Origin of the sequence: Novosphingobium sp., from assembly GCF_025351285.1 — a bacterium.
In the GTDB taxonomy this organism is placed as follows: Bacteria; Pseudomonadota; Alphaproteobacteria; order Sphingomonadales; family Sphingomonadaceae; genus Novosphingobium.
In genome coordinates this window covers 1-24714 of the sequence record NZ_JANXWG010000078.1, presented here as the reverse complement: position 1 = coordinate 24714, position 24714 = coordinate 1, and the positions used below count along the sequence as shown (strand labels likewise).

At 65.1% G+C, this 24714-nt stretch carries 22 protein-coding genes; 14 read left to right on the top strand and 8 right to left on the bottom strand.

The window, feature by feature from the left end; all coding sequences use genetic code 11:
- The first annotated feature begins 192 nt into the window (after positions 1-192).
- Positions 193-825 (top strand): OmpA family protein, encoded by a 633-nt coding sequence (locus Q0R16_RS09350; RefSeq protein WP_295635453.1) that lies wholly within the window; start codon positions 193-195, stop codon positions 823-825.
- A 101-nt stretch (positions 826-926) separates the two neighbouring features.
- Here Q0R16_RS09350 and Q0R16_RS09345 read toward each other — a convergent pair whose 3' ends face one another.
- From Q0R16_RS09345 to Q0R16_RS09330, 4 genes are all read right to left on the bottom strand, one after another.
- On the bottom strand, positions 927-1385 hold the full coding sequence (locus Q0R16_RS09345) for an NUDIX domain-containing protein (RefSeq protein WP_295635450.1): 459 nt from the start codon (positions 1383-1385) through the stop codon (positions 927-929).
- Positions 1382-2341 carry a hypothetical protein gene (locus tag Q0R16_RS09340; RefSeq protein WP_295635447.1) on the bottom strand — a complete coding sequence of 320 codons (960 nt, stop codon included), beginning with the start codon at positions 2339-2341 and terminating at the stop codon, positions 1382-1384. The genes Q0R16_RS09345 and Q0R16_RS09340 overlap by 4 nt, the downstream gene beginning before the upstream one ends.
- Complete coding sequence (locus tag Q0R16_RS09335) at positions 2341-4737, bottom strand: DNA translocase FtsK 4TM domain-containing protein (protein ID WP_295635445.1); 2397 nt, start codon at positions 4735-4737, stop codon at positions 2341-2343. Before Q0R16_RS09335 ends, Q0R16_RS09340 begins: the two co-directional genes overlap by 1 nt.
- Positions 4738-4836: 99 nt before the next feature.
- Positions 4837-5379 carry a thiamine phosphate synthase gene (locus Q0R16_RS09330; RefSeq protein ID WP_366857426.1) on the bottom strand — a complete coding sequence of 181 codons (543 nt, stop codon included), beginning with the start codon at positions 5377-5379 and terminating at the stop codon, positions 4837-4839.
- Between the two features lie 61 nt (positions 5380-5440).
- Here Q0R16_RS09330 and Q0R16_RS09325 point away from each other — a divergent pair, with 61 nt between their 5' ends.
- Positions 5441-6118: a YggS family pyridoxal phosphate-dependent enzyme gene (locus Q0R16_RS09325; RefSeq protein WP_295635442.1), complete on the top strand. Its 678-nt coding sequence runs from the start codon at positions 5441-5443 to the stop codon at positions 6116-6118.
- Positions 6119-6133: 15 nt separating this feature from the next.
- Here the strand turns inward: Q0R16_RS09325 and Q0R16_RS09320 are convergent, their stop codons facing one another.
- The gene (locus Q0R16_RS09320) at positions 6134-8329 is read right to left on the bottom strand and encodes a TonB-dependent receptor (protein WP_295635439.1); all 2196 of its coding nucleotides are present in this window, start codon (positions 8327-8329) and stop codon (positions 6134-6136) included.
- A 198-nt stretch (positions 8330-8527) separates the two neighbouring features.
- On the bottom strand, positions 8528-9208 hold the full coding sequence (gene ung, locus Q0R16_RS09315) for a uracil-DNA glycosylase (protein ID WP_295635436.1): 681 nt from the start codon (positions 9206-9208) through the stop codon (positions 8528-8530).
- Positions 9209-9342: 134 nt separating this feature from the next.
- Here ung and Q0R16_RS09310 point away from each other — a divergent pair, with 134 nt between their 5' ends.
- The 10 genes from Q0R16_RS09310 (at position 9343) to Q0R16_RS09265 (ending at position 21427) form a co-directional block, all read left to right on the top strand.
- A complete protein-coding gene (locus Q0R16_RS09310; protein WP_295635432.1) occupies positions 9343-10662 on the top strand; it encodes a UDP-glucose/GDP-mannose dehydrogenase family protein in 1320 nt (439 codons plus the stop codon).
- A gap of 73 nt (positions 10663-10735) precedes the next feature.
- The gene (locus tag Q0R16_RS09305) at positions 10736-11353 is read left to right on the top strand and encodes a ribonuclease D (RefSeq protein WP_295635429.1); all 618 of its coding nucleotides are present in this window, start codon (positions 10736-10738) and stop codon (positions 11351-11353) included.
- Between the two features lie 5 nt (positions 11354-11358).
- Positions 11359-12018, top strand: a complete 660-nt coding sequence (gene lptC / locus Q0R16_RS09300; RefSeq protein WP_295635426.1) for an LPS export ABC transporter periplasmic protein LptC — start codon at positions 11359-11361, stop codon at positions 12016-12018.
- Positions 12015-12596, top strand: a complete 582-nt coding sequence (locus Q0R16_RS09295) for an LptA/OstA family protein (RefSeq protein WP_295635423.1) — start codon at positions 12015-12017, stop codon at positions 12594-12596. The genes lptC and Q0R16_RS09295 overlap by 4 nt, the downstream gene beginning before the upstream one ends.
- Before the next feature lies 1 nt (position 12597).
- Positions 12598-13881, top strand: coding sequence for a nucleotidyltransferase family protein (locus tag Q0R16_RS09290; protein WP_295635420.1), 1284 nt, complete (start codon positions 12598-12600; stop codon positions 13879-13881).
- 225 nt (positions 13882-14106) lie between these two features.
- Entirely contained in the window at positions 14107-15531 is a 1425-nt protein-coding gene (locus Q0R16_RS09285; protein ID WP_295635417.1) for a cytochrome P450, read from the top strand.
- 301 nt (positions 15532-15832) lie between these two features.
- Positions 15833-16096 (top strand): 30S ribosomal protein S20, encoded by a 264-nt coding sequence (gene rpsT / locus Q0R16_RS09280; protein WP_295635412.1) that lies wholly within the window; start codon positions 15833-15835, stop codon positions 16094-16096.
- A gap of 846 nt (positions 16097-16942) precedes the next feature.
- Positions 16943-18379 carry a chromosomal replication initiator protein DnaA gene (gene dnaA, locus Q0R16_RS09275; RefSeq protein WP_295635471.1) on the top strand — a complete coding sequence of 479 codons (1437 nt, stop codon included), beginning with the start codon at positions 16943-16945 and terminating at the stop codon, positions 18377-18379.
- A gap of 259 nt (positions 18380-18638) precedes the next feature.
- Positions 18639-19286, top strand: a complete 648-nt coding sequence (locus Q0R16_RS09270; protein WP_295635409.1) for a hypothetical protein — start codon at positions 18639-18641, stop codon at positions 19284-19286.
- 92 nt (positions 19287-19378) lie between these two features.
- Positions 19379-21427 (top strand): SPFH domain-containing protein, encoded by a 2049-nt coding sequence (locus tag Q0R16_RS09265; RefSeq protein ID WP_295635406.1) that lies wholly within the window; start codon positions 19379-19381, stop codon positions 21425-21427.
- Positions 21428-21554: 127 nt separating this feature from the next.
- Here Q0R16_RS09265 and Q0R16_RS09260 read toward each other — a convergent pair whose 3' ends face one another.
- The gene (locus Q0R16_RS09260) at positions 21555-22058 is read right to left on the bottom strand and encodes a hypothetical protein (protein WP_295635404.1); all 504 of its coding nucleotides are present in this window, start codon (positions 22056-22058) and stop codon (positions 21555-21557) included.
- Positions 22059-22237: 179 nt separating this feature from the next.
- Here Q0R16_RS09260 and Q0R16_RS09255 point away from each other — a divergent pair, with 179 nt between their 5' ends.
- Both Q0R16_RS09255 and Q0R16_RS09250 read left to right on the top strand, forming a co-directional pair.
- Positions 22238-22873, top strand: a complete 636-nt coding sequence (locus Q0R16_RS09255; protein WP_295635401.1) for a TetR/AcrR family transcriptional regulator — start codon at positions 22238-22240, stop codon at positions 22871-22873.
- Positions 22874-22941: 68 nt separating this feature from the next.
- Positions 22942-23592: a DsbA family protein gene (locus Q0R16_RS09250; protein WP_295635398.1), complete on the top strand. Its 651-nt coding sequence runs from the start codon at positions 22942-22944 to the stop codon at positions 23590-23592.
- 101 nt (positions 23593-23693) lie between these two features.
- Here the strand turns inward: Q0R16_RS09250 and Q0R16_RS09245 are convergent, their stop codons facing one another.
- Positions 23694-24653, bottom strand: coding sequence for a type ISP restriction/modification enzyme (locus tag Q0R16_RS09245; RefSeq protein WP_295635394.1), 960 nt, complete (start codon positions 24651-24653; stop codon positions 23694-23696).
- Positions 24654-24714: the final 61 nt, after the last annotated feature.

Genomic DNA, 24714 nt, shown 5'->3' with positions numbered 1-24714 from the left:
CGGCAACGTTAACACTTGGATCGAGCAGCTTCCCATTGCGGAACAATCGCTTGGAAACGAATCAAGGGCGTTGCGAGTGTGACGAGAATCATTGCTACCAAATGATGAACGAATTATATCGGCATCATAAGGCGAAGGTCGATGCCGAAGAACTTTCCCGATAAGATCCCTGCGATTGGAGTTAAGTCAATGATGACCCGGTATCTTCTGGCGGCGACTGTTGCGCTGCTCCCACTGCCTGCCTTTGCACAGGCAGCCCCTGCTGCGCTTGAAAAGTCGAGCGATCAGATCGTCTGCGAACTGTCGGGTGACTGCGGCCAGGCCGACACTGCCGGCACCGAACAGCCTCGTCCTGAAAACCGCGGCTTCAGCATCGCGCGCCGCGTTGCCACTGCGGCGCCTGCTACCGGCAGCCGCGAACGCTTGATCGAACGCCCCGTCACCAAGTCCGCCGATGCTGGCAAGATGACGGCCAAGCTGGCCACCGCAGGTCGTTCCAACGCTGCCATCACATTCATCACGGGCTCGGCCGAACTGACCGGTGATGGCAAGCGCCAGGCGCTGCAGTTCCTGACTGCAATCAAGGCACCGCAGCTTTCGGGCAAGCGCTTCGACGTCAACGGCTACACCGATGCATCGGGCAACCCGGCCACCAATCGCGCCCTCTCGCAAAAGCGCGCGCAGGCCGTGGTCGATTTCCTCGTCAGCAACGGCGCCAACCGCGGCCAACTGGCTGCGCACGGCTACGGTTCGGACAAGCTGCTCGATACATCGAACCCAGCTTCGGCCGCGAACCGCCGCGTAGAGTTCGTCAAGGTCAACTGATCGCTGGTCCGGTTTGCGGACCGGACGGCAGTCTGCTTCGAAACGGCGAGTCCCTGCGGGTACTCGCCGTTTCCCGTCGTGGTTTCCCGTTCTGCCTCGGCTTACCAGTGCGGGCTGATCCCGGCCGCTCCGAAAACCTCGGCCAGACGGCGCAAAGTGGCGGGCGATGTTTGATCGGGCAGCCGGTCCAGCGCGAAAAACCCCGCCTCGGCAATCTCGCGCCGATCGGCTTGCGGCGCATCGACGGTGGTCGCGCGGAACAAATCGATCGTGTCGCGGCGGCCTTCGAGGCCCGAGACGTAAGTGGCAAACAACCTGAGCCCCCCTGCGTGACAGCCCGTTTCCTCGCGCAGTTCCCGAACCGCCGCATCGACCGTGCTCTCGCGCCGACCCACCCCACCGCCGGGCAACACCCATTGCCAGTGTTTGCCGTAAGCGTTGCGCACCAGCAGCACTTCGCCAGCCGCGTTCTCGACCAGCAGCTTCACCCCGCGCGTGCGCACACCGAGCAGTGCGAAAATCCACCGACGCAATGCCCACGCCAGCGAAAGCGCGGTCATTTTGTCGCTGGCGATGGGAGGCCGCGGACCGCGGAGTCGCTTACATAGCCGGTTGAATCGAGAAACCAGCGTAGCGCCGGTTCGAACCCGCTGAACTCCACCTCCTGTCCCTCGGGGCAGCCGCCGTCCTTGCCCGGCTCGACCCGGCAGCGGGTGGGCAGGAAGCCGGCGATCGGTTGCGCAGAGGCCACCGCGATCCTGATCCCTTCGGCACCCCGCCCCAGCCGCCCCATCGCGGCGGCATAAGCGGCGCAGGCGCCGTTGCGTTCGAACCGGTTCGATGGCTTGCAGTATTTGAGTACATGGGCCGCATATCGCTCCCACACTCTGGCGTAGCGCGGTTCGTTCGACACATCGACCAGCGCGCCGTTGCGCAAGTTGTAAATGACGGGCGGGCTCCAACTGCCTGCGCCCGAGGCGAAGGCATAGCGGAACGCGTCGTCCTGCCGCTCGATGTCGCGCACGCCGTCACCATCCAGGTCGCGCGCGAAATAATCGCCCGGCCCTCCGTCGATCCCGTCGAGCGACAGAACCTTCACGGCATCTCCGACCGCCGCGATCATCTGGAACGTGCCGCAACAATGCATCCCGCCCGAAAAGCCTTCGAGGATCACCACGGGCGCCGGATCGGATTTCGCCAGCCGACCCACGCCGACATGAACGCCCTGGACATCGAGCCGGGCTTCGTCGGCGGGGACCACGAACGGCGCGTGGCCGGGCAATGTCACCGTTATGCGGTAGGCCGGATAGACATCGGCATCTTCGCCCTCTCCCCCCCTATAGGTGGTGGGTTCGAGCGTGACGGTCGCGCCTTCTTCGGCCAATGTCACTGCGGGCGGCATCTTGCCCTTTGCGATGCCGTTGACCAGATCGGCCTGGACCAGCTTGAACACCGTGGCAGACGCGGGCGATGCCGCGAGCAATGCCGCCGCCAGCACCGCCCACGCAAAGCGCATCACAGGGGCTGGCCATCCTTGTCGCGATAGATCTCGCGGCGGCCGACGTGGTTGGCGGGGCCGATGAAGCCATCGCTCTCCATCCGGTCGATCCACTTGGCCGCGGTGTTGTAACCCACCCCCATCTGCCGCTGAACCCAACTGGTCGAGGCCTTCTGGCTTTCCCACACGTACTGGCAGGCCTGGCGGTACTTGCGCTCCTCGGGCGCGTCCGACGCGGTCATTTCCAGATCATCGAACCCGAACGAGCCATCCTCGGGCTCCTCGGTGACCGATGTAACGTAATCTGGCTTGCCCTGCGCGCGCCAGTGATCGGCCACGCGTTCGACCTCTTCGTCCGAGACGAACGGGCCGTGGACGCGGCGGATCGGGTCGGTGTTGGGCTTGTAGAGCATGTCGCCCTTGCCCAGCAGTTGCTCGGCGCCCTGTTCGCCCAGGATCGTGCGGCTATCGATGCGGCTGGTGACCGCGAAGCTGATCCGGGTGGGCAGGTTGGCCTTGATCACGCCGGTGATGACATCGACCGAGGGGCGCTGCGTCGCCATGATCAGGTGGATGCCCGCGGCGCGGCTCTTCTGGCTGAGCCGCTGGATCAGCACTTCGATTTCCTTGCCGCACGTGACCATGAGATCGGCAAGCTCATCGACGATCACCACGATCTGCGGCAAGACCTGGTAATCGAGCTGGTGTTCTTCAAAGCGCTCCTCGCCGGTCTCACGGTCAAAGCCGACCTGTACGCGGCGGCCCAATGGCTTGCCCTTTGTCAGCGCGGTGCGGACCTTGTCGTTAAAGCCCGAGATGTTGCGCACGCCGATCGACGACATCATGCGATAGCGCCGCTCCATCTCCTCGACCGCCCACTTGAGCGCGCGCACCGCCTTGGCCGGCTCGGTCACCACGGGTGACAGCAGGTGCGGGATATCGTCGTAGCTTTTCAGTTCCAGCACCTTGGGATCGACCAGGATCAACCGGCATTCGCGCGGGGTCAGCCGGTAGAGCAGCGACAGCAGGATGCAGTTCAGGCCCACCGACTTGCCCGATCCGGTGGTGCCCGCCACCAGCAAGTGCGGCATCGCGGCGAGATCGGCGATGATCGGTTCGCCGGCGATGTCCTTACCCAGGATGATCGGCAGCAAGGCCTTCGATTCGGCGAAAGTGGCGCAGGCCACCAGTTCGCGGAACGCCACCATCTGCCGATCGGCATTGGGCAGTTCGATGCCCATCACGGTGCGGCCCGGGATCGAGGAGACGCGTGCGGAAATCGCGCTCATGTTGCGGGCGATATCGTCGGCCAGCCCGATCACGCGGCTGGCCTTGATGCCGGGCGCGGGTTCGAGTTCGTACATCGTCACCACCGGGCCGGTGCGCACTGCGGTAATCTGGCCCTTGACGTTGAAATCGTCGAGCACGGTTTCGAGCAGCCGCGCATTGCGTTCCAACGCCAGCTTGTCGACCGGGGGCTTGGTGTTGACCGGCGGTTCCTCCAGGATGTCGAGGCCGGGCAGTTCGTATTCGTCGAACAGATCGCCCTGCCGGCTGCGCGCCGAAAGCTGCGCGGGCGCGGGCGGGCGTGCGGACGAATCGCTGATCTCGGTAACCCGCCGCGCCTCACCCGGGGCCGGTTCGGGTTCAGCAGTGCGCGCCGCGCGGGGCGTGCGGATCGGCTTGCCGTTGGCCACATCGCTCACCACCGATGCCGTGCTGCGCGCCAGTGCCATGGCCGGAGCGCGCCGCAGGAACGACGGCCAAGCCAGCAGCCGCCGCCAATCGAGCGCGAACACCCGCGCCACCAGCCACAAACCAGCGCCGAGAAAAACCAGCGCCACTGCCAATGTTGCCCAGCCACCGACTGCGCCCGGCAACAGTGCCGCCAGCTTGCGCACGCCGACCGCTACAAGCAGTCCGGTAACCCCACCCATGCCTGCGGGCAACGTTCCGCCCGGGCCGGTGAACACCAGTGCCAGCACCGCGTCGAGCAGCACCAGCGCGAACAGGAGCCACAGCGTGCGACGGAACCAGTGGCCCCCCAGCGGAGCAACTGCCACCTCGTCCTCACCGGGCCGCAAGTCGCTCTGCGCGTCCCACAAGGCGCGCGCAAACACGTAAAGCAGCGGGAGCAGCAGCGCACTGGCCACGCCGAACACGAACAGCAAGCGCTCGGCTGCCATCGCGCCCGAAACACCCATCCAATTGTGCGAAGTCGCTGCCGCGGCGGTGCTGCCCGAAGGATCGGTCTGGCTGTAGCTTGCCAGCGCCAACGCCAGGAACAGCATCAGGCCGATCAACGCCATTCCGCCAACCAGTTCCAGGCTGCGGCGCAAGCTGCGACGCAAGATGCTTTTCCAGTCGTTGGCCCCGTCGCGCGAACGCGTGGTGGTGAGTGCGCGTGACGCCATGTTCGATTCCCTACGGCCAGCGCACAGCAGGCATGATCGATGCCGGCGCGACTTGGCCCCCAAGTCCACGCGCATCATGCGCCCTGACCCGACTCCCGGTCAAGAATCGTCTTGGAATCGCCGGATATCTCGGGACTTTTTGCGCGGTTCCTGTGGCGTCAATCCATCGATTGCAGCCCATCGAGACGCCCCGAGCCGCCGCGCCGTGCGCCGCGTCATGCCGCCAAGCGCGATCACCGGGGCGACCACGCGCGCAGCCAACAACCGAAACCGCAGCGGCCCCAGCGTCGCGGCACCGGGGTGCGAGCGGGTCGGATAGACCGGCGAAAGCATCACCGCCGCCGCACCCAGCCGATTCGCTTTGCCGATCTCGGCCAGATCGTGCGCTGTTGCAATCGTCCGCCCAAGGCATGGCGTGCCATAGCTGCCATCGGCGCGCCAGGCCCTCGCCAGCGCGGGCGTGCCGGCCAGAATCAGCGCATGCCCGCGCGCCCGGCACAGCCGCCGGACCGCGTTGAACCGCTGCTTCCGCTCCGCCAGGGGCAGGTGATAATGCCGGAACACCACGCCGCTGCCGCGCGGCAGCCGGGCGATCGCGGCTTCGAGCACCGCATCGTTGCGCACGTCGGAAATCAGCCACACGCGGCATCCCTTGGGGGAGATCGGCTGGCATTGGCGCATCGCATCGCTATAGCATCGCGCCATGATCGATCCAGCGCCTCACACCCACCTCGATTCCATCCGCACGCGTATCGCCGCCGCCGCCCGGATCGCGCGGCGCAAGCCCGAAGACGTGACCCTGATCGCGATCTCCAAAACGCACCCCGCCGAAACGATCGCGCCGCTGATCGCCGCCGGCCAGCGCGTGTTCGGTGAAAACCGTGTGCAGGAAGCGCAGGCCAAGTGGCCCGAACTGATCGCAAACGCGCCGGACATCCGCCTGCACCTGGTCGGCCAGCTCCAATCCAACAAGGCCGATGACGCGGTTGCGCTGTTCGATTGCATCCACTCGCTCGACCGCCCCAGCCTCGTGACCGCGCTCGCCCGGGCGATGGACAAGACCGGCCGGCAAGTGCCCTGCTTCGTCCAGGTGAACATTGGCGATGAACCACAAAAAGGCGGCTGCACCATTGCCGACTTGCCCGTGTTTATCGCCCAGGCGCGCGCGGCCGGCATCCCGCTCGCCGGGCTGATGTGCGTCCCCCCCGCCGGCATCGAATCCGCGCCGTTCTTTGCGCTGCTGGGCAAGCTGGCCGACGACAACGGCGTCGCAGCAGGCCTCAGCATGGGAATGAGCGACGATTTCGAAACCGCCATCATGCTCGGCGCAACGCACGTGCGCGTCGGCAGCGCCCTGTTCGGGGCGCGAGCCCCGCTTTAGGAGCGCATTGGCCCCCTACAAATCCTTGGAAACCCCGACAAAAAACCCGCGCCGGGGCCCAAACTGCGGCGCGCCCACGCCCACGCCGGTGCCATCGCGGATCTGGTAGACGTGATCGCCCACGTTGATCACGTCGAAGCGCAGTTCGATGCCCGGGCGCTCAAGCTTGTAGCTTACCGCAAGGTTGACCTGAGCGTAAGGCGGCAGCTTGTCGCCGTTTGGTACGGCGCCGTCACGGCGCAGGCCCGAGCCGTAAAGCATGCTTGCGCCCAGCTTGAGGCCCTTCAGCGAACCATCGCGGAACGAGCGGAACAACCCGGCCGATGCGGTCGTGGTCTGATCGTGATCGAGGTAGATGTAATGCGTGGCGATGTACGCCAGATCAGCCGGATCGAACGAGAACTGGCTCGATACGATGTTGCGGCCGGTGGCCTTTGAAAATGCCAGGTTGCCATACACTTGCCAGTCGGCGGTCTGGTAGGTGGCATAAAGGTTCACGCCCTTGATCCGGCCATCGGCGTAATTGAACGGCGTAAGGATGATCGGCGCGCCGAACTGGCCTTCATCGATCAGGTTGCGCGAAATGCGGTAATAGCCGTCGATCCCGATGGTGAGCGCGCGGCCGATCTTCTGCTGGAAACCAAGATCGAAGTAGTGCTGGCGTTCGGCAAGCGGGGTGGTGTCGAGCGTTCCCGCCGCTTCGGCGCTGGTGCCGACGAACTTCGCCAGCGTCTGGTTGGCGACCAGTTCGAACGGCGGCGGCGAAAAGTACCGCGCATAGCCGATGTGGACTGTGGTGCTGCCGGATGGCTGCCACACCAGGCTGGCGCGCGGGCTCAACTGGCCTTCGCTGCGGAACGCGCTGTAGTGATCGTAGCGCAGCCCGGTGTTGAGCGTGAGCGTGGGGGCGAGCTTCCATTCGTCCTGCAGATAGGCGCTGACGGTGGTGCCGTTCTGGCTGCCGTTGTCGATGATTTGGATCGGCTCGCCGGCTTGGGCGCCATTGCCGTCGAGCGGGAACACCGAGGTGCTGGTGCGGCTGAGCGCGCGATCGTGCTGGAGGAAGAACCCACCGCGCAGCGTGTGGGCATCGCCCGCCTTGTACGAGGCATCGAGCTGGAGCCCGAGCGCGAGATCGCTTTTGGATGCAGCTTGCGCCTGCCCGTTGAACAGCAGTTCGCCCAGCACGTCGGGGCGGTAGCGCAGTGAGGAATAGCGCACGAAACCGGCGGCTTGCAGCGTCAGCGGACCGGCCGCGTGGAGCAGTGCGACCTGTCCGAAGCCCGTGCGTTCAAGCTGGGTCTGGTTGAGCGCATCCGATTGGAAGTCGCTGGCGCCGCCCACGGTGTAGCCCGGGCCGATGGCTGCGGCCGAAAGCCCGCGCGGATTGGGGATCTGGAACCATTGGCTGGAATAGCCGCCGAGCACGCTCACGCGGTTCGATTCGTCGAGGATGTGATCGACGAACGCGAAGCCCTGGAACTGGTCCGTGGCATCGTGGAGCGGGGTGCGCGTACCGTCCACGCTTTCGATGCCGAGGTTATCGTGACGGTAGTCTCCCGAAACGAAATAGCTGGTCGCGCCGGAAGTGCCGCCGTATTCGATGGCAGGCTCGATCGTGCCCAGGCTGCCGCCATAGATCGAGGCGGAACCGCCATTGGCCAGGCCCGACTTGGTGGTAATGTCGATGATCCCGGCGGTGCGCAGCCCATATTGAGCGGGCAGCGCGCCGGTCAGCAGCGAGAACTTGTCGATCAGCCGGGGTGAAAGCGTCTGTCCGAAGCCCGACAACCCCTCGGGCAGGATCGTGCCGTTGATGCGGTATTGCAGGTTGGCATGATCGCCGCGCACGTGAAGCTGGCCCCCGCCATCCTGAACCACCCCGGGCAGTTGCAGCACGATCTGGTTGAAGCCCTGGTTGTTGCCGCCGGGCAGCGCGGTGATCGCCTTGGCATCGAGCGTGTAGCTGTCTGCGCCAAGGCTGGGCTGGATCGAATCGCGCGCAGCATTGAGCCGGCGCGCGGTGACGACGATTGCGGGGGACGCACCGGGATCGCTGGATGCATCGGGCGTGGCTGCATCCGGCGTGGCCGCATCCGGAGCCTGCGCCTGTGCCTGTGCCGACACCGCCCACAGACTGGCGGTCAGTGCAAGGCAAGTGGCCCAGGCAGGATGGATGGCGCGGCCCGTGGTCGAGTTCGAAAAGGTCATGGCTTCAGGATTTTCCCGCTTGGCAGAGGCGACGTAGCGGCCGTCTAGCAATGATATAATATCACATCAAGCGATATGATATTTTATAACATCAACCGGCGCGTCGCCATCAAGACCGCGCTGCCTGAATTCAACCTTACATGGTGCGTCAGTGCGACAGATTGTTGCGCCACTGCGCTAACGGGAAGCGTTGCCCCGTCAAACCCGCCAGTCGATCGCGCCGCGTCCGTTCGCTTCAAGGAACATGTTGGCCTGGCTGAACGGCCGGCTGCCGAAGAAACCGGCGTAAGCCGAAAGCGGGCTGGGGTGGACGCTGCGCAGCACCAGGTGGCGGGGATCGGCCAGTGCGGCAATGCGCGCGGCCTTCTTCTGCGCATGGCTGCCCCACAACACGAACACGGTCGGCGCCGGCCCGTTCGCTACCTCGGCAATGACCGCGTCGGTGAAGTCCTCCCACCCGCGGTTCTGGTGCGATCCCGCCCGCCCGGCTTCGACGGTGAGCGCATTGTTGAGCAGCAGCACGCCCGCCCTCGCCCATCCTTCCAGGTTGCCGTGCGCAGCGCGCGGGATGCCGAGATCGGTCTCCAGCTCCTTGTAGATGTTCACCAGCGACGGCGGCACGCGCACGCCGTCGCGCACCGAGAACGCCAGCCCATGCGCCTGCCCCGGGCCATGGTAAGGGTCCTGCCCCAGGATCACGACTTTCACCGCATCGCGCGGCGTCAATTCGAGCGCGGTCAGCCGCAGCCCGCGTGGCGGATAGATAATCCTGCCCGCGGCTTCCTCGGCCTTGAGAAACCCGCCGAGCGCGCGCAACGCGGGGGTTTGAAGCACCGGCTCGAGCGCCGTTTGCCAGCTTGCGGGGAGCGGGGTTGCCATGCGGCCTCCATGACGCGCCAGCCCCTGTCTCGCAAGTTTCCTTGCCAAGCCCATGCTGCGCTTGCTAACGGCGCGCGCGATCCCCACCGGGAAGCCGGTACCGCCGCAACCCCCGTAGCTATCGAGGAATCCCCATGAAAATCGCAATGGTCGGCTCGGGTTACGTCGGGCTTGTTTCGGGTGCCTGCTTCGCGGACTTCGGCCACGACGTGGTGTGCATCGACAAGGACGCCACCAAGATCGAACGGCTCCACGCAGGCGTGATGCCGATCTACGAACCGGGCCTGGCCGAACTGGTCGGCACCAACGTCAAGTCCGGCCGGCTGACCTTTTCAACCGACCTTGCCAGCTCGATCGAGGGTGCCGCTGCGATCTTCATCGCGGTGGGCACGCCATCGCGGCGCGGCGATGGCCATGCCGACTTGTCGTTCGTCTATGCGGTGGCCGAAGAAGTGGCCGCCAACCTCAAGACCCCGGCGGTGATCGTCACCAAGTCGACCGTGCCCGTCGGCACCGGCGACGAGGTTGAACGGATCATCCGCGAATCGGGCACGAAAGTTCAGTTCGGCGTGGTCTCGAACCCCGAATTCCTGCGCGAAGGCGCCGCGATCGGCGATTTCAAGCGCCCCGACCGCATCGTCATCGGCGCCGACAGCGAATGGGCGCAAGGCGTGATGCGCGAGGTCTATCGCCCGCTGTTCCTCAACAAGGCACCGATCCTGTTCACCAGCCGCCGCAGTTCGGAGCTGATCAAGTACGCCGCCAACGCGTTCCTGGCGACCAAGATCACCTTCATCAACGAGATCGCGGACCTTTGCGAAAAGGCCGGTGGCGACGTTCAGGACGTGGCGCGCGGGATCGGGCTGGATAACCGCATCGGCGGCAAGTTCCTCCACGCCGGACCAGGCTATGGCGGATCGTGCTTCCCCAAGGACACACTCGCGCTGCTGAAGACGGCCGAAGACTTCGCCTCACCGCTGCGGATCGTCGAGGCGGTCGCCAACGTCAACGAATCGCGCAAGCGCGCGATGGGGCGCAAGGTGATCGACGCGCTGATCGGTCAAAGTGGCGATGATTCGGTGCGCGGCAAGAAGGTTGCGCTGCTCGGCCTGACGTTCAAGCCGCAGACCGACGACATGCGCGACGCCCCCAGCCTCGCGATCGCGCAAGCGCTGATCGACGCCGGCGTGGAAGTGGCCGCCTACGATCCCGAAGGCATGGAACTGGCCGCCGGGATGATGCCGCACGTGACGATGACCAAGGGGCCGTACGAGGCGATCGAGGGCGCCGATGCGATCGTGCTCGTCACCGAATGGGACGCCTTCCGCGCGCTCGATCTCGATCGGGTGAAGCGCATCGCGCGCGCGCCGGTGCTGGTAGACTTGCGCAATGTCTACGATCCCGCCGAAATCCGCGCTGCCGGGTTCACGTATACGAGCGTTGGGCGGGGCTGACCGACCGCGCTTTGCGGCAAGGCCACCGCCCACCACCTTGCCCCGCACCGTCCAACCGCCTAAGCGCGATCGGATGGCAGTTTATCTTCACGAAGAAGACCTCCCCGCTGGCGTGCTTGCGCCCGGGCCGGTCGCGGTCGACACCGAGACAATGGGGTTGATCACCCCGCGTGACCGGTTGTGCCTGCTCCAGATCAGCGACGGCGGGGGCGATGAGCATCTCGTTCGGTTCGCGCCGGGTAGCGCATTCGCCGCGCCCAATCTCAAGGCGGTGCTGGCCGATCCCGCGCGGGTGAAGCTGTACCACTTCGCGCGCTTCGATCTCGCCGCGATCCAGCATTACCTCGGCGTCACGGCGGCGCCCGTATTCTGCACCAAGATCGCATCCAAGCTGGTGCGCACTTACACCGATCGCCACGGGCTCAAGGACCTGGTGCGCGAACTGCTCGGCAAGGAAGTGTCCAAGGCCCAGCAGTCGAGCGACTGGGGCGCTCCCGAACTGACCGAGGCGCAGCAGGAATACGCAGCGTCAGATGTGCGCTATCTCCACGCGATGCACACCATCCTGATCGAACGGCTGGCACGCGAACACCGCACCCACATCGCGCAGGCATGCTTCGATTTCCTGCCGTCGCGCGCCGCTCTCGATCTGGCCGGCTGGGCCGATCGTGACATCTTCAGCCACGAATAACCGTTATGACGGCTGAGGCCGATCAGCTCCAGGTCCGCCGGCGCGTGTCGGCGGCACCCGATGGCATGCACGATCGCATCGTCCGGCTGCTCGCGGTGGTGCTGCCGATGGGCGTGGGTGTGCTGGTGGCGGTGATGGTACTGACCCCGCTGTCGCCGCGCGGCGAAATCAGCTTCCTGCTCGATCGCAACAAGGTGGCAATGGTCGAGGACCGGCTGCGCGTCGCATCCGCAATGTATCGCGGGCAGGACGACAAGGGCCGCAACTTCTCGATCACCGCGGGCAGCGCGGTGCAGCACACCGCGCAAGTGCCGGTGGTCGAAATGAAGGACCTGGTGGCGCGCTTGCTGCTGGCCGACGGACCGGCGGTGGTCAACGCGCAGAACGGCAATTACGATGTCGGGCGCCAGGTCGTCGACGTGATGGGCCCGGTCAACGTCGAAACCGCCGATGGTTATCGGATGACCGCCGACAATGTCAGCCTCGATATCGACAACCAGCACCTGGTCAGCCACGGTCCGGTCGAAGGGCGCATTCCGTCTGGCACTTTTTCCGCCGACAGGCTAGTCGCCGACCTTCCCCAGCGTATCGTGACGCTCGACGGTCATGCGCGGCTGCGGATGGTGCCCGGAAAACTGTTGGACACCAGGCTCAGGAAACCATGACCGATACCCTTGATCTGATCCGCACTGCGAAACCCTGGCGCGGGTTTGCCCTGGGCTTTGCAGGCGCCGCAGCGGTCATTGCCGGTGCGCCGCTGTTGCAGGCGCAAGGCCTAGCCGGTCACGATTCGAACGCCCCGGTCAACTACGCGGCCGATCGCATCGAATTGCAGGACAAGGCCAAACGCGTGATCCTGTCGGGCGCCGTCCAGATCACGCAAGGCGATCTGCGCGTCAATTCGGCGCGCTCGACGCTGTCGTACACCGACAAGCCCGATCTCAAACTGCACCGGCTCGATGCGGTCGGCGGGGTCGACGTGCTGCGCGGCACCGAACGCGCGCGCGGCGACGTTGCGGTCTATGATTTCGACAAACGGCTGATCACCATGATCGGCAATGTCGCGCTGCGCCGCGGCACCGACACGCTCAACGGCGGACGGCTGGTGATCGATCTCAACACCGGCTTGTCGAGCGTGGATGGCCGCGCCAACGGCGCATCGTCCGCGTTGGGCGGCACCTCTGCCAGCACCGGTAGCAGCGGACGCGTCAGCGGCACGTTCGCGGTTCCCAAGAAGAACTGACATGGCCCCGGCCGGCAGCGCCGGGCCAACCACCGGTTCGCAAGCCGGACCCGATCTGGCCGATTTGCGCGTGCTGCGCCGGCTGATGCTCGCGCTGATCGCGCCGGGCGAAGGCCCGCCCGATGCTGCCCTCGCCGGGCTGTCCGCCGCCGATTGGCACGCGCTCGACGATATGGCCTGGCAGCACCGCCTGCAGCCGCTGCTCCACGCGCGGCGCGGCCTGGGCTGCCAGGCAGGTCGCAACGATCGCCCGCCCCGCGTACCCGGGCCAATCCTCGATCGGTGGTGCGCGGCCTATCGCACCGCCGGTATCCGCGCGCTCAAGGCCCGCGCTGACCTTGCCGAAACCACCGCCCGGCTGGAAAGCGCCGGATTTGCCCCGATCGCGCTCAAGGGCGCCTGGCTGGCGTGGCACGCCTACCCCAACCCGGCGCTGCGTCCCTTACGCGATCTCGACTTGTTGCTCACTCCCGAAACCGTGATCCCCGCGTTCGAACTGCTGGTTGCGCAAGGCTACACCCCGCCCGTTTCGCAGGAGTTTTCGCTCGAAAACTCGGTTCGGCTCGACAAGCACATGCCCCCGCTCACCAGCCCGCGCGGGATCACCATCGAACTCCACCAGCGTTTGTGGGAAATCGACGGACGCATGGACCATGCCGCCCCGCGCGCCGATGAAACCGCGATCCGATCACGCGCGATCCGGATCGGCCAGATCACCTACCCGCACCCCGCTGACATGCTGGCGCACCTCGTGATCCACGCGGTCTACGATCACCGGCTCGATTGCGGCCCGCTGCTGCTCCCCGATATCGCCAGCCTGTTGCGCGCGCAGCAGGCTCAAGCCGCAGCGTTCGACTGGGCGGCATTCTGGGCCCAGGCCGAAGCCCAGGGCTGGCGCGAGGGCGCCGGGCTCGTCCTGGAACTCGTCCGAGCGCACGATCCGGCCGTCGCCATCGAAATCCCCGCCGGCGCCGCGCCACCCCCCGCCGTGATCGACGCCGCCGCCGACCTGCTGCTCCAGAACCTGTTCACCCGTGTCAGCGCCGGCGTTGCCGCCACCATGGCCGCACGCGGACCCGCCGCGTTCTGGCGCCGCATCACCGCCCGCCGCACCGATTCGCACGACACCGCTGCGGTTTCGCGCGATCTCTCGGGCGAAGGCGGCTTCGCACACTGGGCCATGACCCGCCTGCGCCGCACCCTGGGCCAGCTCGCGCAATCCGACGTCCGTCAGCAATCGCGCGATCTTGCGGCGTTGAGCAAGTGGCTGGATGCTGGGCGGTAACAAGGCTTAAGGTGCCTCAGGGGGGCGCTTTTTAAAGCCTCCGGCGATGCGGCCGCGGCCAACTTCACCGTCGCGCGCTCATCTCTACGGTAATGGGTTGCAAGGTTGGTAACCCTTGCCCACCGGAGGCACTTAAAAGCCCGCCGGAGGCCCTTCAAAACCCTTCTTGCAAAGCCTCGATCCCCCGATACAACCGCCGTAACTTACACAAAGGTCAGCAACGCCATGGCAAGCCTCGCCACTTCACCCACGCTTTCCGGGCTCGATCCGCAGTCCGATGCCGCCAATCCGCACTGGACCCGGCTGGCGGACACGCGTGCGCTCGATGCCATTCCGGGCGAGGATGGCTGGCCGATCGTAGGCACGACCTTTGCCGTGCTGGCCGATCCCGCCGGTTACGGCCAACGGATGCGCGCAAAATATGGCCCGGTCTTTCGCACCAACAGCTTCGGCGGACGCAGCGTCTCGCTGACCGGGCCCGAGGCGAACGAACTGGTGCTGTTCGATCGGCAGAAGCTGTTCTCGTCCGAGCAGGGTTGGGGTCCGGTGCTCAACCTGCTGTTCCCGCGCGGGCTGATGCTGATGGATTTCGAGGCGCATCGGGTCGATCGGCGCGCGCTGTCGGTGGCGTTCAAGCCCGAGCCGATGCGGCATTATGCGGGCTCGCTCAATACGGGAATCGCGGCGCGGATGGATGCGTGGGGCGAGCAGGCAGCGCGAGGCCAGTTCACGTTCTATCCGGCGATCAAGAGCCTGACGCTCGACCTGGCGGCGGAGAGCTTCCTGGGGCTGCCGCTCGGGCCCGAGGCCGACCAGATCAACCACGATTTCGTCGACATGGTGCAGGCTTCGGTCGGCGTGGTGCGGCGGCCGTTGCCGTTCACCAAGATGGGCCGCGGGGTGGCGGCGCGCAACCGCATGGTGGCATTCTTTACGCGGCTGGTGCGCGAACGGCGCGCCGCTCCGGGGCAGGACATGCTCAGCCAGTTCGCGCTGGCGACCACCGAGGATGGCAGCCTGCTGGCCGAGGACAAGGTGGTCGATCACATGAGCTTCCTGATGATGGCGGCGCACGACACCATCACCAGTTCGGCTTCGAGCCTGGTGTGGCTGCTGGCGAAAAACCCCGAATGGCAGGCGAAGCTGCGCGCCGAAATCCTGGCGGTGACGGGCGGTGACGGCCGGCCGCTCGCTTATGAGGACATGGGCAAGCTCGAACTGACCGAGATGGCGTTCAAGGAATCGCTGCGGATCATGCCGCCGGTGCCGTCCACCCCGCGCCGGGCGTTGCGCGATTTCGAATTCGGCGGCTATCGCATCCCGGCCGGCACCAGCGTGGGCATCAGTTCGACCGCCGCGCATTCGGACCCCGCGATCTGGCCCGACCCCGAACGCTTCGATCCGCTGCGTTTCACCCCCGACCAGGTCGCTGCACGGCACAAGTATGCGTGGGTGCCGTTCGGCGGCGGCGCGCACATGTGCCTGGGTCTGCACTTCGCCACGATGCAGATCCGTATCCTGATGACGCACTTGCTCACGCGCTACGAACTGAGCCTCGCGCCGGGCTACGAGCCCAAATGGCAAGCCTGGCCGATCCCGCGGCCCACAGATGGGCTGAAGCTTGAGTTGAAGAGTCTTTTGCCGGACTGACGTCCGCAGGCTCCCCCAAGCCCACACCCCCACCCAAACCACCCATAGGGTACCTATTGTTGGGTGGTTTGGGTGGGGGCGTGGGCTTGGGTTAGCCCGCGAAATTCGCTCTTGCGCGAATTTCGTCAAACAAAACACCGCCTACCCAGACTCACCGCAAACAACCGACTCGGTTGACCTGCGCGTCATAGCTGGTTATGCGCGCGCCTTTCCCGACGGGCCGTTGGTTCGCCGGGCAGTACCCGCAATTCACCCGCTCGCCGTCATGGTCGGGCGGCAGGACCAGACCCGAAGGACTGAAATGGCCAATACGCCGCAAGCCAAGAAGCGCATCCGTCGCAACGATCGTCGCGCCGAAATCAACGGCAATCGCATCAGCCGCATCCGCACCTTCGTCAAAAAGGTCGAAAGCGCGATTGAAGGCGGCGACAAGACCGTGGCGCTTGCGGCATTGACCGAAATGCAGCCCGAACTGGCGCGCGGCGTTGCGCGCGGCGTGCTTCACAAGAACACCGCGTCGCGCAAGCTGTCGCGTCTGAGCAAGCGGGTCGCCTCAATCGCCTGATCGGGGGCAGGATTCGAAACCCGCACTTTCGCGAGTTTCGAATCAGGCTCTGATTCGCGCGCTGATTCGCTACGGCGCGATGCTGATTCGCACCATTTCGGCACAAACAAGGAACGTTGCAGGGGTCGGCCGAGCCGGCCCCTTTGTCATGTCCGATTCACATTGGTTGTTTCACTGATCTGACAGACACGCAGATCAAGCAAATGCCGGAAACACAACGATTCGCAGTTAACTTGCAAATTAGTTCGGTTTTTCAGATACTTACTTCATTTGCGGCAGTAGTCGTGAGTCAAGTGGAATATTTCAGATTTTTTTCACTCCCCAAGCTTGCCTAACCGTCCCCGGCGCATAGACAGAGGTTTATCGGGTGAGCAACCATCGCGGTTCTCGATCGATCGGGCATGATCAATTGTCCGGGACGATGCGAACGCAAAGGATACTGTCCGGATTGTCGAGCGCCGCAGGGCGTAGGTAAACGAGGACTGGGCCTGAGAAATTGGGTGGGGAAGCTGCCGGGTTCAGGCCCGACAGGCGCTGCGAAAATAAAAAAGTGCATCCGCTACGCCTCGGCGTGGTGGTGGGATCGTTTGTGCAAGCGCGGGGCACCTGTTGCCCGCGCACAGCTTCTGGATTGGGCCATATATTGTGACATCAGGCATGGCATTCGGAAGACTGGCAGAAACCATTTCACAAGCAGAGGGCGCGCACCCGGCTCAGGGTCTGCATCCGGCACAGGTTCCGCACCCGGCACAGGTTCCGCACCCGGCACTGGGCAGGGCCATTGCAATGCATAACGAAGCGGGACCGACAGTATCAAAAGCTGGGCGCAAGGCGGGCGGGGTGACGATGGAAGAAGACCAGGACGCATTGGATCTTGCGGCCGATTGGGCCGATATCAGCCAAGGCCTCAAGAAGGATCTGGGTCCGCAATTATACGGACAGTGGATCAAGCCGATCCAGCTCGGCAGCTTCGACAAGGACACCGGCACGCTCGATCTGTTCCTTCCCACCGAATTTTCCGCCAACTGGGTGGCCGATCGCTTTGCCGAACGGCTTTCGCTCGCCTGGAAGATCGCGCGCAGCGAAGTGCGCCAGGTGCGCATCGCGGTTCACCCGCGCCGCCGCGCCCTCCCTGGTCTGAACATGCCCGGGCTGCGCATGCCCGGTGACGCGGCCTCTGCTGCGCCACGCACCGGACTGCCGAACGGAAGCACGCAAGGCATGGCGCCGCATATGGCGCCCGACATGGCCGGCGGCTTCGCCTCGGGGCTCGACCCCTCGCTCACTTTCGCCGAATTCGTGGCTGGTTCGGCCAACGTGCTTGCACTCAACGCCGCGCAACGCATGGCCGCGCTCGAAATCCCGCAGTTTTCGCCATTGTACCTCAAGGCCTCGACCGGGCAGGGCAAGACCCACTTGCTCCACGCGATCGGCCATGCCTTCGCCGCCAACCGCCCCGGCGCGCGGATCTTCTACTGCTCGGCCGAACGCTTCATGGTCGAATTCGTCTCGGCCATGCGCCAGAACGAGATGATCGAATTCAAGTCGCGGCTGCGCGGCTTCGATTTGCTGCTGGTCGACGACATCCAGTTCATCATCGGCAAGAGCTCGACGCAGGAGGAATTCCTCCACACCATCGATGCGCTGCTCGGCGCGGGCAAGCGGCTGGTGGTCGCCGCCGATCGGGCGCCGCAAGCGCTCGACGGGGTGGAACAACGGCTGCTGTCGAGGCTGTCGATGGGCCTTGTCGCCGATATCCAGCCGGCCGATATCGAATTGCGCCGCAAGATCCTCGATGCGCGACTGGCGCGTTATGCCAACAACCAGGTGCCGTCCGACGTGGTCGAATTCCTGTCGCGCACGATCAGCCGCAATGTCCGCGAACTGGTCGGCGGGCTCAACAAGCTGATCGCCTATGCGCAGTTGACCGGGCAGCCGATCTCGCTGCAACTGGCCGAAGAACAGCTCACCGACATCCTATCGGCCAACCGCCGCCGCATCACCATCGACGAAATCCAGCGCACCGTCTGCCAGTTCTACCGCGTCGACCGCTCCGAAATGGCGAGCAAACGCCGCGCCCGCGCGGTCGTGCGCCCGCGCCAGGTGGCGATGTACCTCGCCAAGGTGCTGACCCCGCGTTCGTACCCCGAAATCGGCCGCAAGTTCGGCGGGCGCGATCACTCGACCGTGATTCACGCGGTGCGGCTGATCGAGGACTTGCGCACGCGTGATGCGGATATGGATGGTGATGTGCGCACGCTGCTGCGGCAGTTGGAAGATTAAGCGAAAATAGAGCCGTCGGCGGGCAAGGGCCATCGCCCTTGCAACCCGGGACTGTCGAGGTCGGGCAAATGCGCGACCAAGCGCAACGCCGCCGCGCCGCAGGCTTTATGGCCGCTGCGCGGCAGGCGCTTAGCTGGCAGTGTCAGCCCCAAAAAGGGAATGGGTTGCAAGGGTCCCTGACCCTTGCCCGCCGGAGGCCCTTTTCATCCTCCCCCAAAATCCAACTTGCTTCCCCCACCAACCCCGCCATCACCAGCCCATGGCAGCCCACAGCCCAGCCCCCCGCCGCATCGCGCGGTGGAAGATCGTCGGCGGGGCGTTCGTGCACTTCGCGCTGCCGATCTATGTCGTCGCTGCCGCCGCGGACGCTTTGCGCATCGGCGCCCTGATGACCCATCCGCAAGCAGCCGCGATCGTGCCGGGCGTGCTGCGCGACAGCGGGTTCGGGCTGGCGATCTACGCCGGGCTGGCGCTGATCGCGGCCGGCTTGGCAGCAGCCTTCGACCGGGTCGTGCGTCCGGGCGGTTCGGCCGCCGATCCTTTTGCGTTGGTGCTCGCCGGGGCACGAGGCCGCTTTGGCGCGCGTGCCGACGCAGCGCTTGACCAGCTCGCGGTGCTTGGCCGGAGCGGTGCCGAGCCGCGCTTAGCCGCGCTCGCACAACACTGCGAAGCGCTGCTCGCCGCATCGCTCCGGGCCATCGACTCCGCCTCGGCCGAGCGTCGCGAGGCGATCGCCATCCGTACTGCCGAAGCGCTCGAAAGCCTCCTTGCCGAGGCCAGCGCATTGCATGCCGAAGCCGGCGCTGCGCACGATGCCGAGGCTGCCGCGCTCGCCGGTTTCGTCGTTGCGCGGTACGGTCGTTCCGCTTTGGATCCATCCTCCGATTCCGCTGGCGACGCCCGCTAGGCAGGAGTAATACGTGCGAGCGCTCCCGTCGTGGCGCGTCCATGTGGACGCCTGACAGGTTCGAGCGCCTCGACGGGGGTTCTCTCGTTTCCATGAATGAAATCATCGTGTTGGGCGGAGCCGGCGGCTTCGTAGCTGTCGTGCTTGCGCTGTTTTTCGCCTCGCGCTCGGTACGCTATGTCGGCAACAACCGCGTTGCGGTCGTCGAAAAACTTTGGAGCGGGGCCGGCTCTGTCACCGGCGGGCTGATCGCCTTGAATGGCGAAGCCGGGTTCCAGCCCGAAGTGCTGCGCGGCGGCTATCACTTCTTCTTCCCGTTCCAGTACCGTATCCACACCCAGCCGCTGGTGACGATCCCGCAGGGCCAGATCGGTTACGTTTTCGCGCGCGACGGCGCGTCGCTGCTCTCCACTCAAACACTGGCGAGCAATTCGGCCACCGCCGATTTCCTCGACGTCCGCCGGTTCCTGGGGGATGGCGGCCAGAAGGGCCCGCAGCGCGCGATCCTGCGCGAGGGCACTTATGCGATCAACCTCGCGCAATTCGTGATCCTGACCCGCGACCAGATCTACGGGTTGATCCTCGATCGCAACGATGCCGATCTGTTCGCGCAGATGCAGGCGGTGGTGGCCGAGCGCGGCGGGTTCGGCGCGGTGGTGATCAAGGATGCCAACGACCAGATCGGCATCGTCACCGTCCATGACGGCCCGGCGCTGACCGCCGATCACATCATCGCGCCCGAAGTCGGCACCGACCAGGCCGATAGCGATCACTTCCACAACAGTTTCCAGGATCCCGAACGCTTCATCGCGGCGGGTGGCCGGCGCGGGCGCCAGTTGCAAGTGCTGGTAGAGGGCAGCTATTTCATCAACCGGCTGTTCGCCACGGTCGAGATGGTCAGCAAGACGGTGATCGAAGTCGGCCATGTCGGCGTGGTCATCAGCTACACCGGCGCCGATACCGCGGATACTTCGGGTGAGGATTACCGCCACGGCGAACTGGTCGCGCGCGGATCGCGCGGGGTGTGGAGCGATCCGCTGCTGCCGGGCAAATACGCGTTCAATACGTATGCCGGCAAGATGATCATCGTGCCCACCACCAACTTCATCCTCAAGTGGGACAAGACCGAGACCGGCCAGCACAACTTCGACGAGAACTTGTCCGAAGTGTCGCTGATCACCCGCGATGCCTTCGAACCGACGCTGCCGCTTTCGGTGGTGGTGCACATCGATTACCGTAAGGCGCCCTTGGTGGTGCAGCGCTTCGGCGACATCAAGAAGCTGGTCGAACAGACGTTGGACCCGATGGTTTCAGCCTATTTCAAGAACGTGGCGCAGAAGAAGACGCTGATCGAATTGTTGCAGGACCGTTCGGACATCCAGGAGCAATCGGGGCAGGAAATGCGCGCCAAGTTCCTGGCCTATAATCTCGAACTGCAGGAGGTGCTGATCGGCACGCCGCGCGCGGCGGTGGGCAACGACCAGATCGAAAAGGTGCTCCAGCAGTTGCGCGAACGCCAGGTCGCGGTCGAACGCGTCACGACATATGAAAAGCAGCGCATCGCCGCCGAGGGCGAAACCACGCTGCGTGAAGCCGAGGCGCGCGCCAAGCAGCAGACCGCGATCACCGAATCCGAGCTGTCGATCACGGTCAAGGAAAACGAAGGCAAGGCCGCACTGCGCCGCGCCACGCAGGAAGCCGAGCAGACCCGCACGCTCGCCAAGGCCGAAGCCGACCGTGTGCGCTTCATGGGTGAGGGCGAGGCCGCCAAGATGGTCGCGCTGGCCAGCGCCGAGCCCGAACGCATCACCAAGACCGGCATGGCCACCGCCGAAACGATCGCCCGCCAGGTCGAAGCCTCGGGCGGCGCGCGCATCCAGCTCACCCGCCAGGTGATCGAACGGCTGGCCGAAGCGCTCGAGAAGTCGGGCGTAGAGATCGTGCCGCGTATTTCGATCCAGACCAGCGGCGGGGATGGCGGCAATGGCGGCGGCAGTGGCGGCGGCAGTGGCGGCGGCATGGGCGGTGGTTCGATGCAGGCGCTGCTGGGGATGCTGCTGTCCGAAAAGGGCGGCGCGCTGCTCGACAAGCTCGACGCGGACGGCAGCGAGGCGAACGACGGCGCGAAGCGGACGGCCTGACCCACCGGAGCGCAACGGACCGGCACCGCGGAGAACAACGGCGCGACCAGCCAGCGCGATCATCGGCCACGCGCACGCAGATCGATCCCCAATATCCTTGCACTCGCGCCCGAAACCCTGATCAGGCTCAGCCCAGACCAAGCGCCCGCCGCGTGGTGCTGCGCGACAATGGCCAGGCGAGCGCTCCCGCAATCACGCCAGCCAGCCCCACAAAACCCCAGCGCGACAACGCAAGGTCTGGCGCCAGCGCCTTGATCACCATGCCGAGCACGATCGCTCCCACCAGCGTCACCGCCAGATGCAACAGTGTCAGCCGGGTCGCCGCGCCGCCCCCGCGCACCCCCGGATCGAGCGGCGGCATGACCTTGCCTGCCTTGCGCTGCGCCACCGTCATCGCGAACACGATCGGGGTCAGCAGCAGGCTTTGGAAGAAGGCGATGCCCACCAGCGTGCCACCCAGGTTGGGCGCGGTGTTCCCCATCGGCAGCGATCCGGGGATCGAGGCCATGCCGCCCGTCAGCCAGCCGTTGATCAGCACGGTCAGCACGAAATTGACAATCACATCGCCGATGGCCTGCTTGTGGGCATAGGCCTCCATCGGCAGCGCAGCAGCGCCCGCAGCTTGCGTCATCCAGTCCCGCTCCCATGTTCCGCGCGGCGATCCCGCGCGCTGTTTTGTTGCACCAACCATACCCGAACCGGACGCCCGCGCAATCTGCGGGTCAGGCGGTGGCTGCGGCACGACGAGTTTCAGGCTTCTGCCCCGCCTCGTGGTCGACTTTACAGCGATGTGACAGCATAACGCGTGCCATGAGAACCGACACGGCAACCCCTTCCACAACACCCTCCATCACCGACGCCACGTCGGATCTGCCGATCGATGGCCGCCGCCAGCGCAGCCACTCCAGCCGCGCCAAAATCGTCCAGGCGCTGCTCGACCTGGTCGAAGGCGGCACCATTTCGCCCAACGCCGCAGAAGTCGCCGAAAGCGCGGGCGTAGGCTTGCGTTCGGTGTTCCGCCACTTCGACGACATGGATTCGCTCTACCGCGAAATGAGCGACGGCATCGAAGCCAAAGTCCTGCCGATGATGCTCAAACCGCTCGAAGCCACCAACTGGAAGGGCCGCATCCGCGAACTGACCGAACGCCGCGTCTCGGTGTTCGAAGCAATCCTGCCGTTCCGCATCTCGGCCAGCATCAAGCGCCATCAGTCCGAATTCCTGATGCAAAGCTACAAGCGCATGCTGCGCGTGGAACGCCAGGGCGTCGAAGCGCTGCTGCCCGAAGCGGTGCTGGCCGATCCTGCGCAAGCCAACGCCGTGCTCGCCCCGCTCAGCTTCCAGACCTGGCGGCTGCTGCGCCACGATCAGGAACTGCCGATCGCCACCGCACGCACCGTGGTGCTGCGGCTGGTCGAAGCGGTGCTGGCGCAAAGTCCGGATTGAGTAAGCTTGACGCTCGCCCGATAAAATAGCACCATCCATGCCAATAGAACGGCTGATGGACCCCGCGCATGACCCTGACGTATGACCTCTACTGGTCGTTCCGATCGCCCTACAGCTACTTCGTGGTCAAGCGGCTGGTCGAACTGGAACGCGATTGCGATGTCCGCTGCAACGTCCGCCCGGTCTATCCGATCGCGGTGCGCCAGCCCGATTTCTTCGCCAACAGCGATCCACTGTGGTTCAGCTACTTCACCCGCGACATCCACCGCTGCGCCGAATACCTTGGGCTGCCGTTCCGCTGGCCCCGCCCCGATCCGGTGCGGATGGACATGGCCACGCGCACCTATCCCAAAGACCAGCCGCACATCCACCGCCTTACCCAACTCGGCCAACTCGCCGCGGAACGCGGGCGCGGCCTGCCCTTCCTCGATGCGGTCAGCGAAACGATCTGGAGCGGCAGCGTACAGGACTGGCACCTGGGCGATCACCTGGCCCAAGCGGCAGCGCGCGCGGGACTGGACCTGGCCGAAATGGACGCGGTGGTCAGCGCCGAGGCCGAACGCCTCAATGCGTTGATCGAAGCCAGCCAGACCGCCCAACGCGAAGGCGGCCACTACGGCGTCCCGCTGATGGTGTTCGACGGCGAACCCTTCTTCGGCCAGGACCGCTTCGACCAGTTGAAATGGCGCATGGAGCAGAAGGGTCTGGCGCGGAGGTAAAAGGCTAAGTTACGAGGGGGTTACCCCCTCGCGCTCCCATTACCGTCCACCTTGGCGCGGACCGGCAGCGTAGTGCGATCGGGCGAAGTTGCTGTCACACCTCAAACAAACGGCACCTTTATCTCGCGCATGATGCGATCGGTTTCGGCGAGGATCTTGATGATCTTCTGGTAATGGCGAATGTCGTCCCACCCGAGCGCACGACCCTTGCGGTCCTTGAGCCACTTCTGCGCAGGCTGGTAACCGCCAATGTGGAAAGTCCACGCCACCTGCGGCACGCCAGAGAAATACTGATCGGCATTGATCCAGACCTTGCCGACAGCGCCAACCTGACCCCCCGCCCGCTTGCGGGAGGGGCTGGGGGTGGGCACTTCTGAAAGCGCGAGCACTTCCAAAGGCGCGGGCACCTCCAACTCACCCCCATCGAACGCGATCTTCTCCACCACACTCCCGCCGTTCCCCTCGAACGGAAAGGGCGTGTCCCCGATCGCGGCATCTTCCATCAAATGCAGCCGGCGCAGCGCCTCACCCTGTTCGCTGATCGCGCGGAACGACGCTGGCGAGGCCGGGAACGGCACGCGCGGAAAATCGATCTTCAGGAACTCGGCATAAGTCTCGCGATAGGCCGGGCAATGCAGCACGCCATAGATGTAGTCGAACACCTTGACCTCATCGGGCCGCGCCTCGCGGGTCGCCTTGCGAAAGGCATCGGTGCCATCGGGGGCGGCTTGCGGGCCGGTGAGGCCGGCGGCGGTGCGGATTTTGGCGTAGAGTTTGGGATCGAAGTTAATGCGGACGGTTTGGTCTAAGTTGTCTTCACTCGGGTTAAGGTACAGCGGGGCAAGGTAGTTTACCTCTTTGATGCTGAGTGTGTGGTGCGTAATCGGAAGGTCGTGAACCAGAAAATCTGCGAATTCGCGACCGCCTTCGATTGTTCGCGTCCAGGAAGCGCCGAGGTTTGGTCGATCCCGGAAATTCCGCATAATACCAACCTGCCGTGAGGCTGACTCACGGGGGGGATTCCCAAACTGGCGAAATTCTGAATCAATGGCGCCCTGCAATTGGAGGGCGTGACCATGGGATCAGCGATCAGCTTGAGGGAAGATTTTGACAGCACAGCGT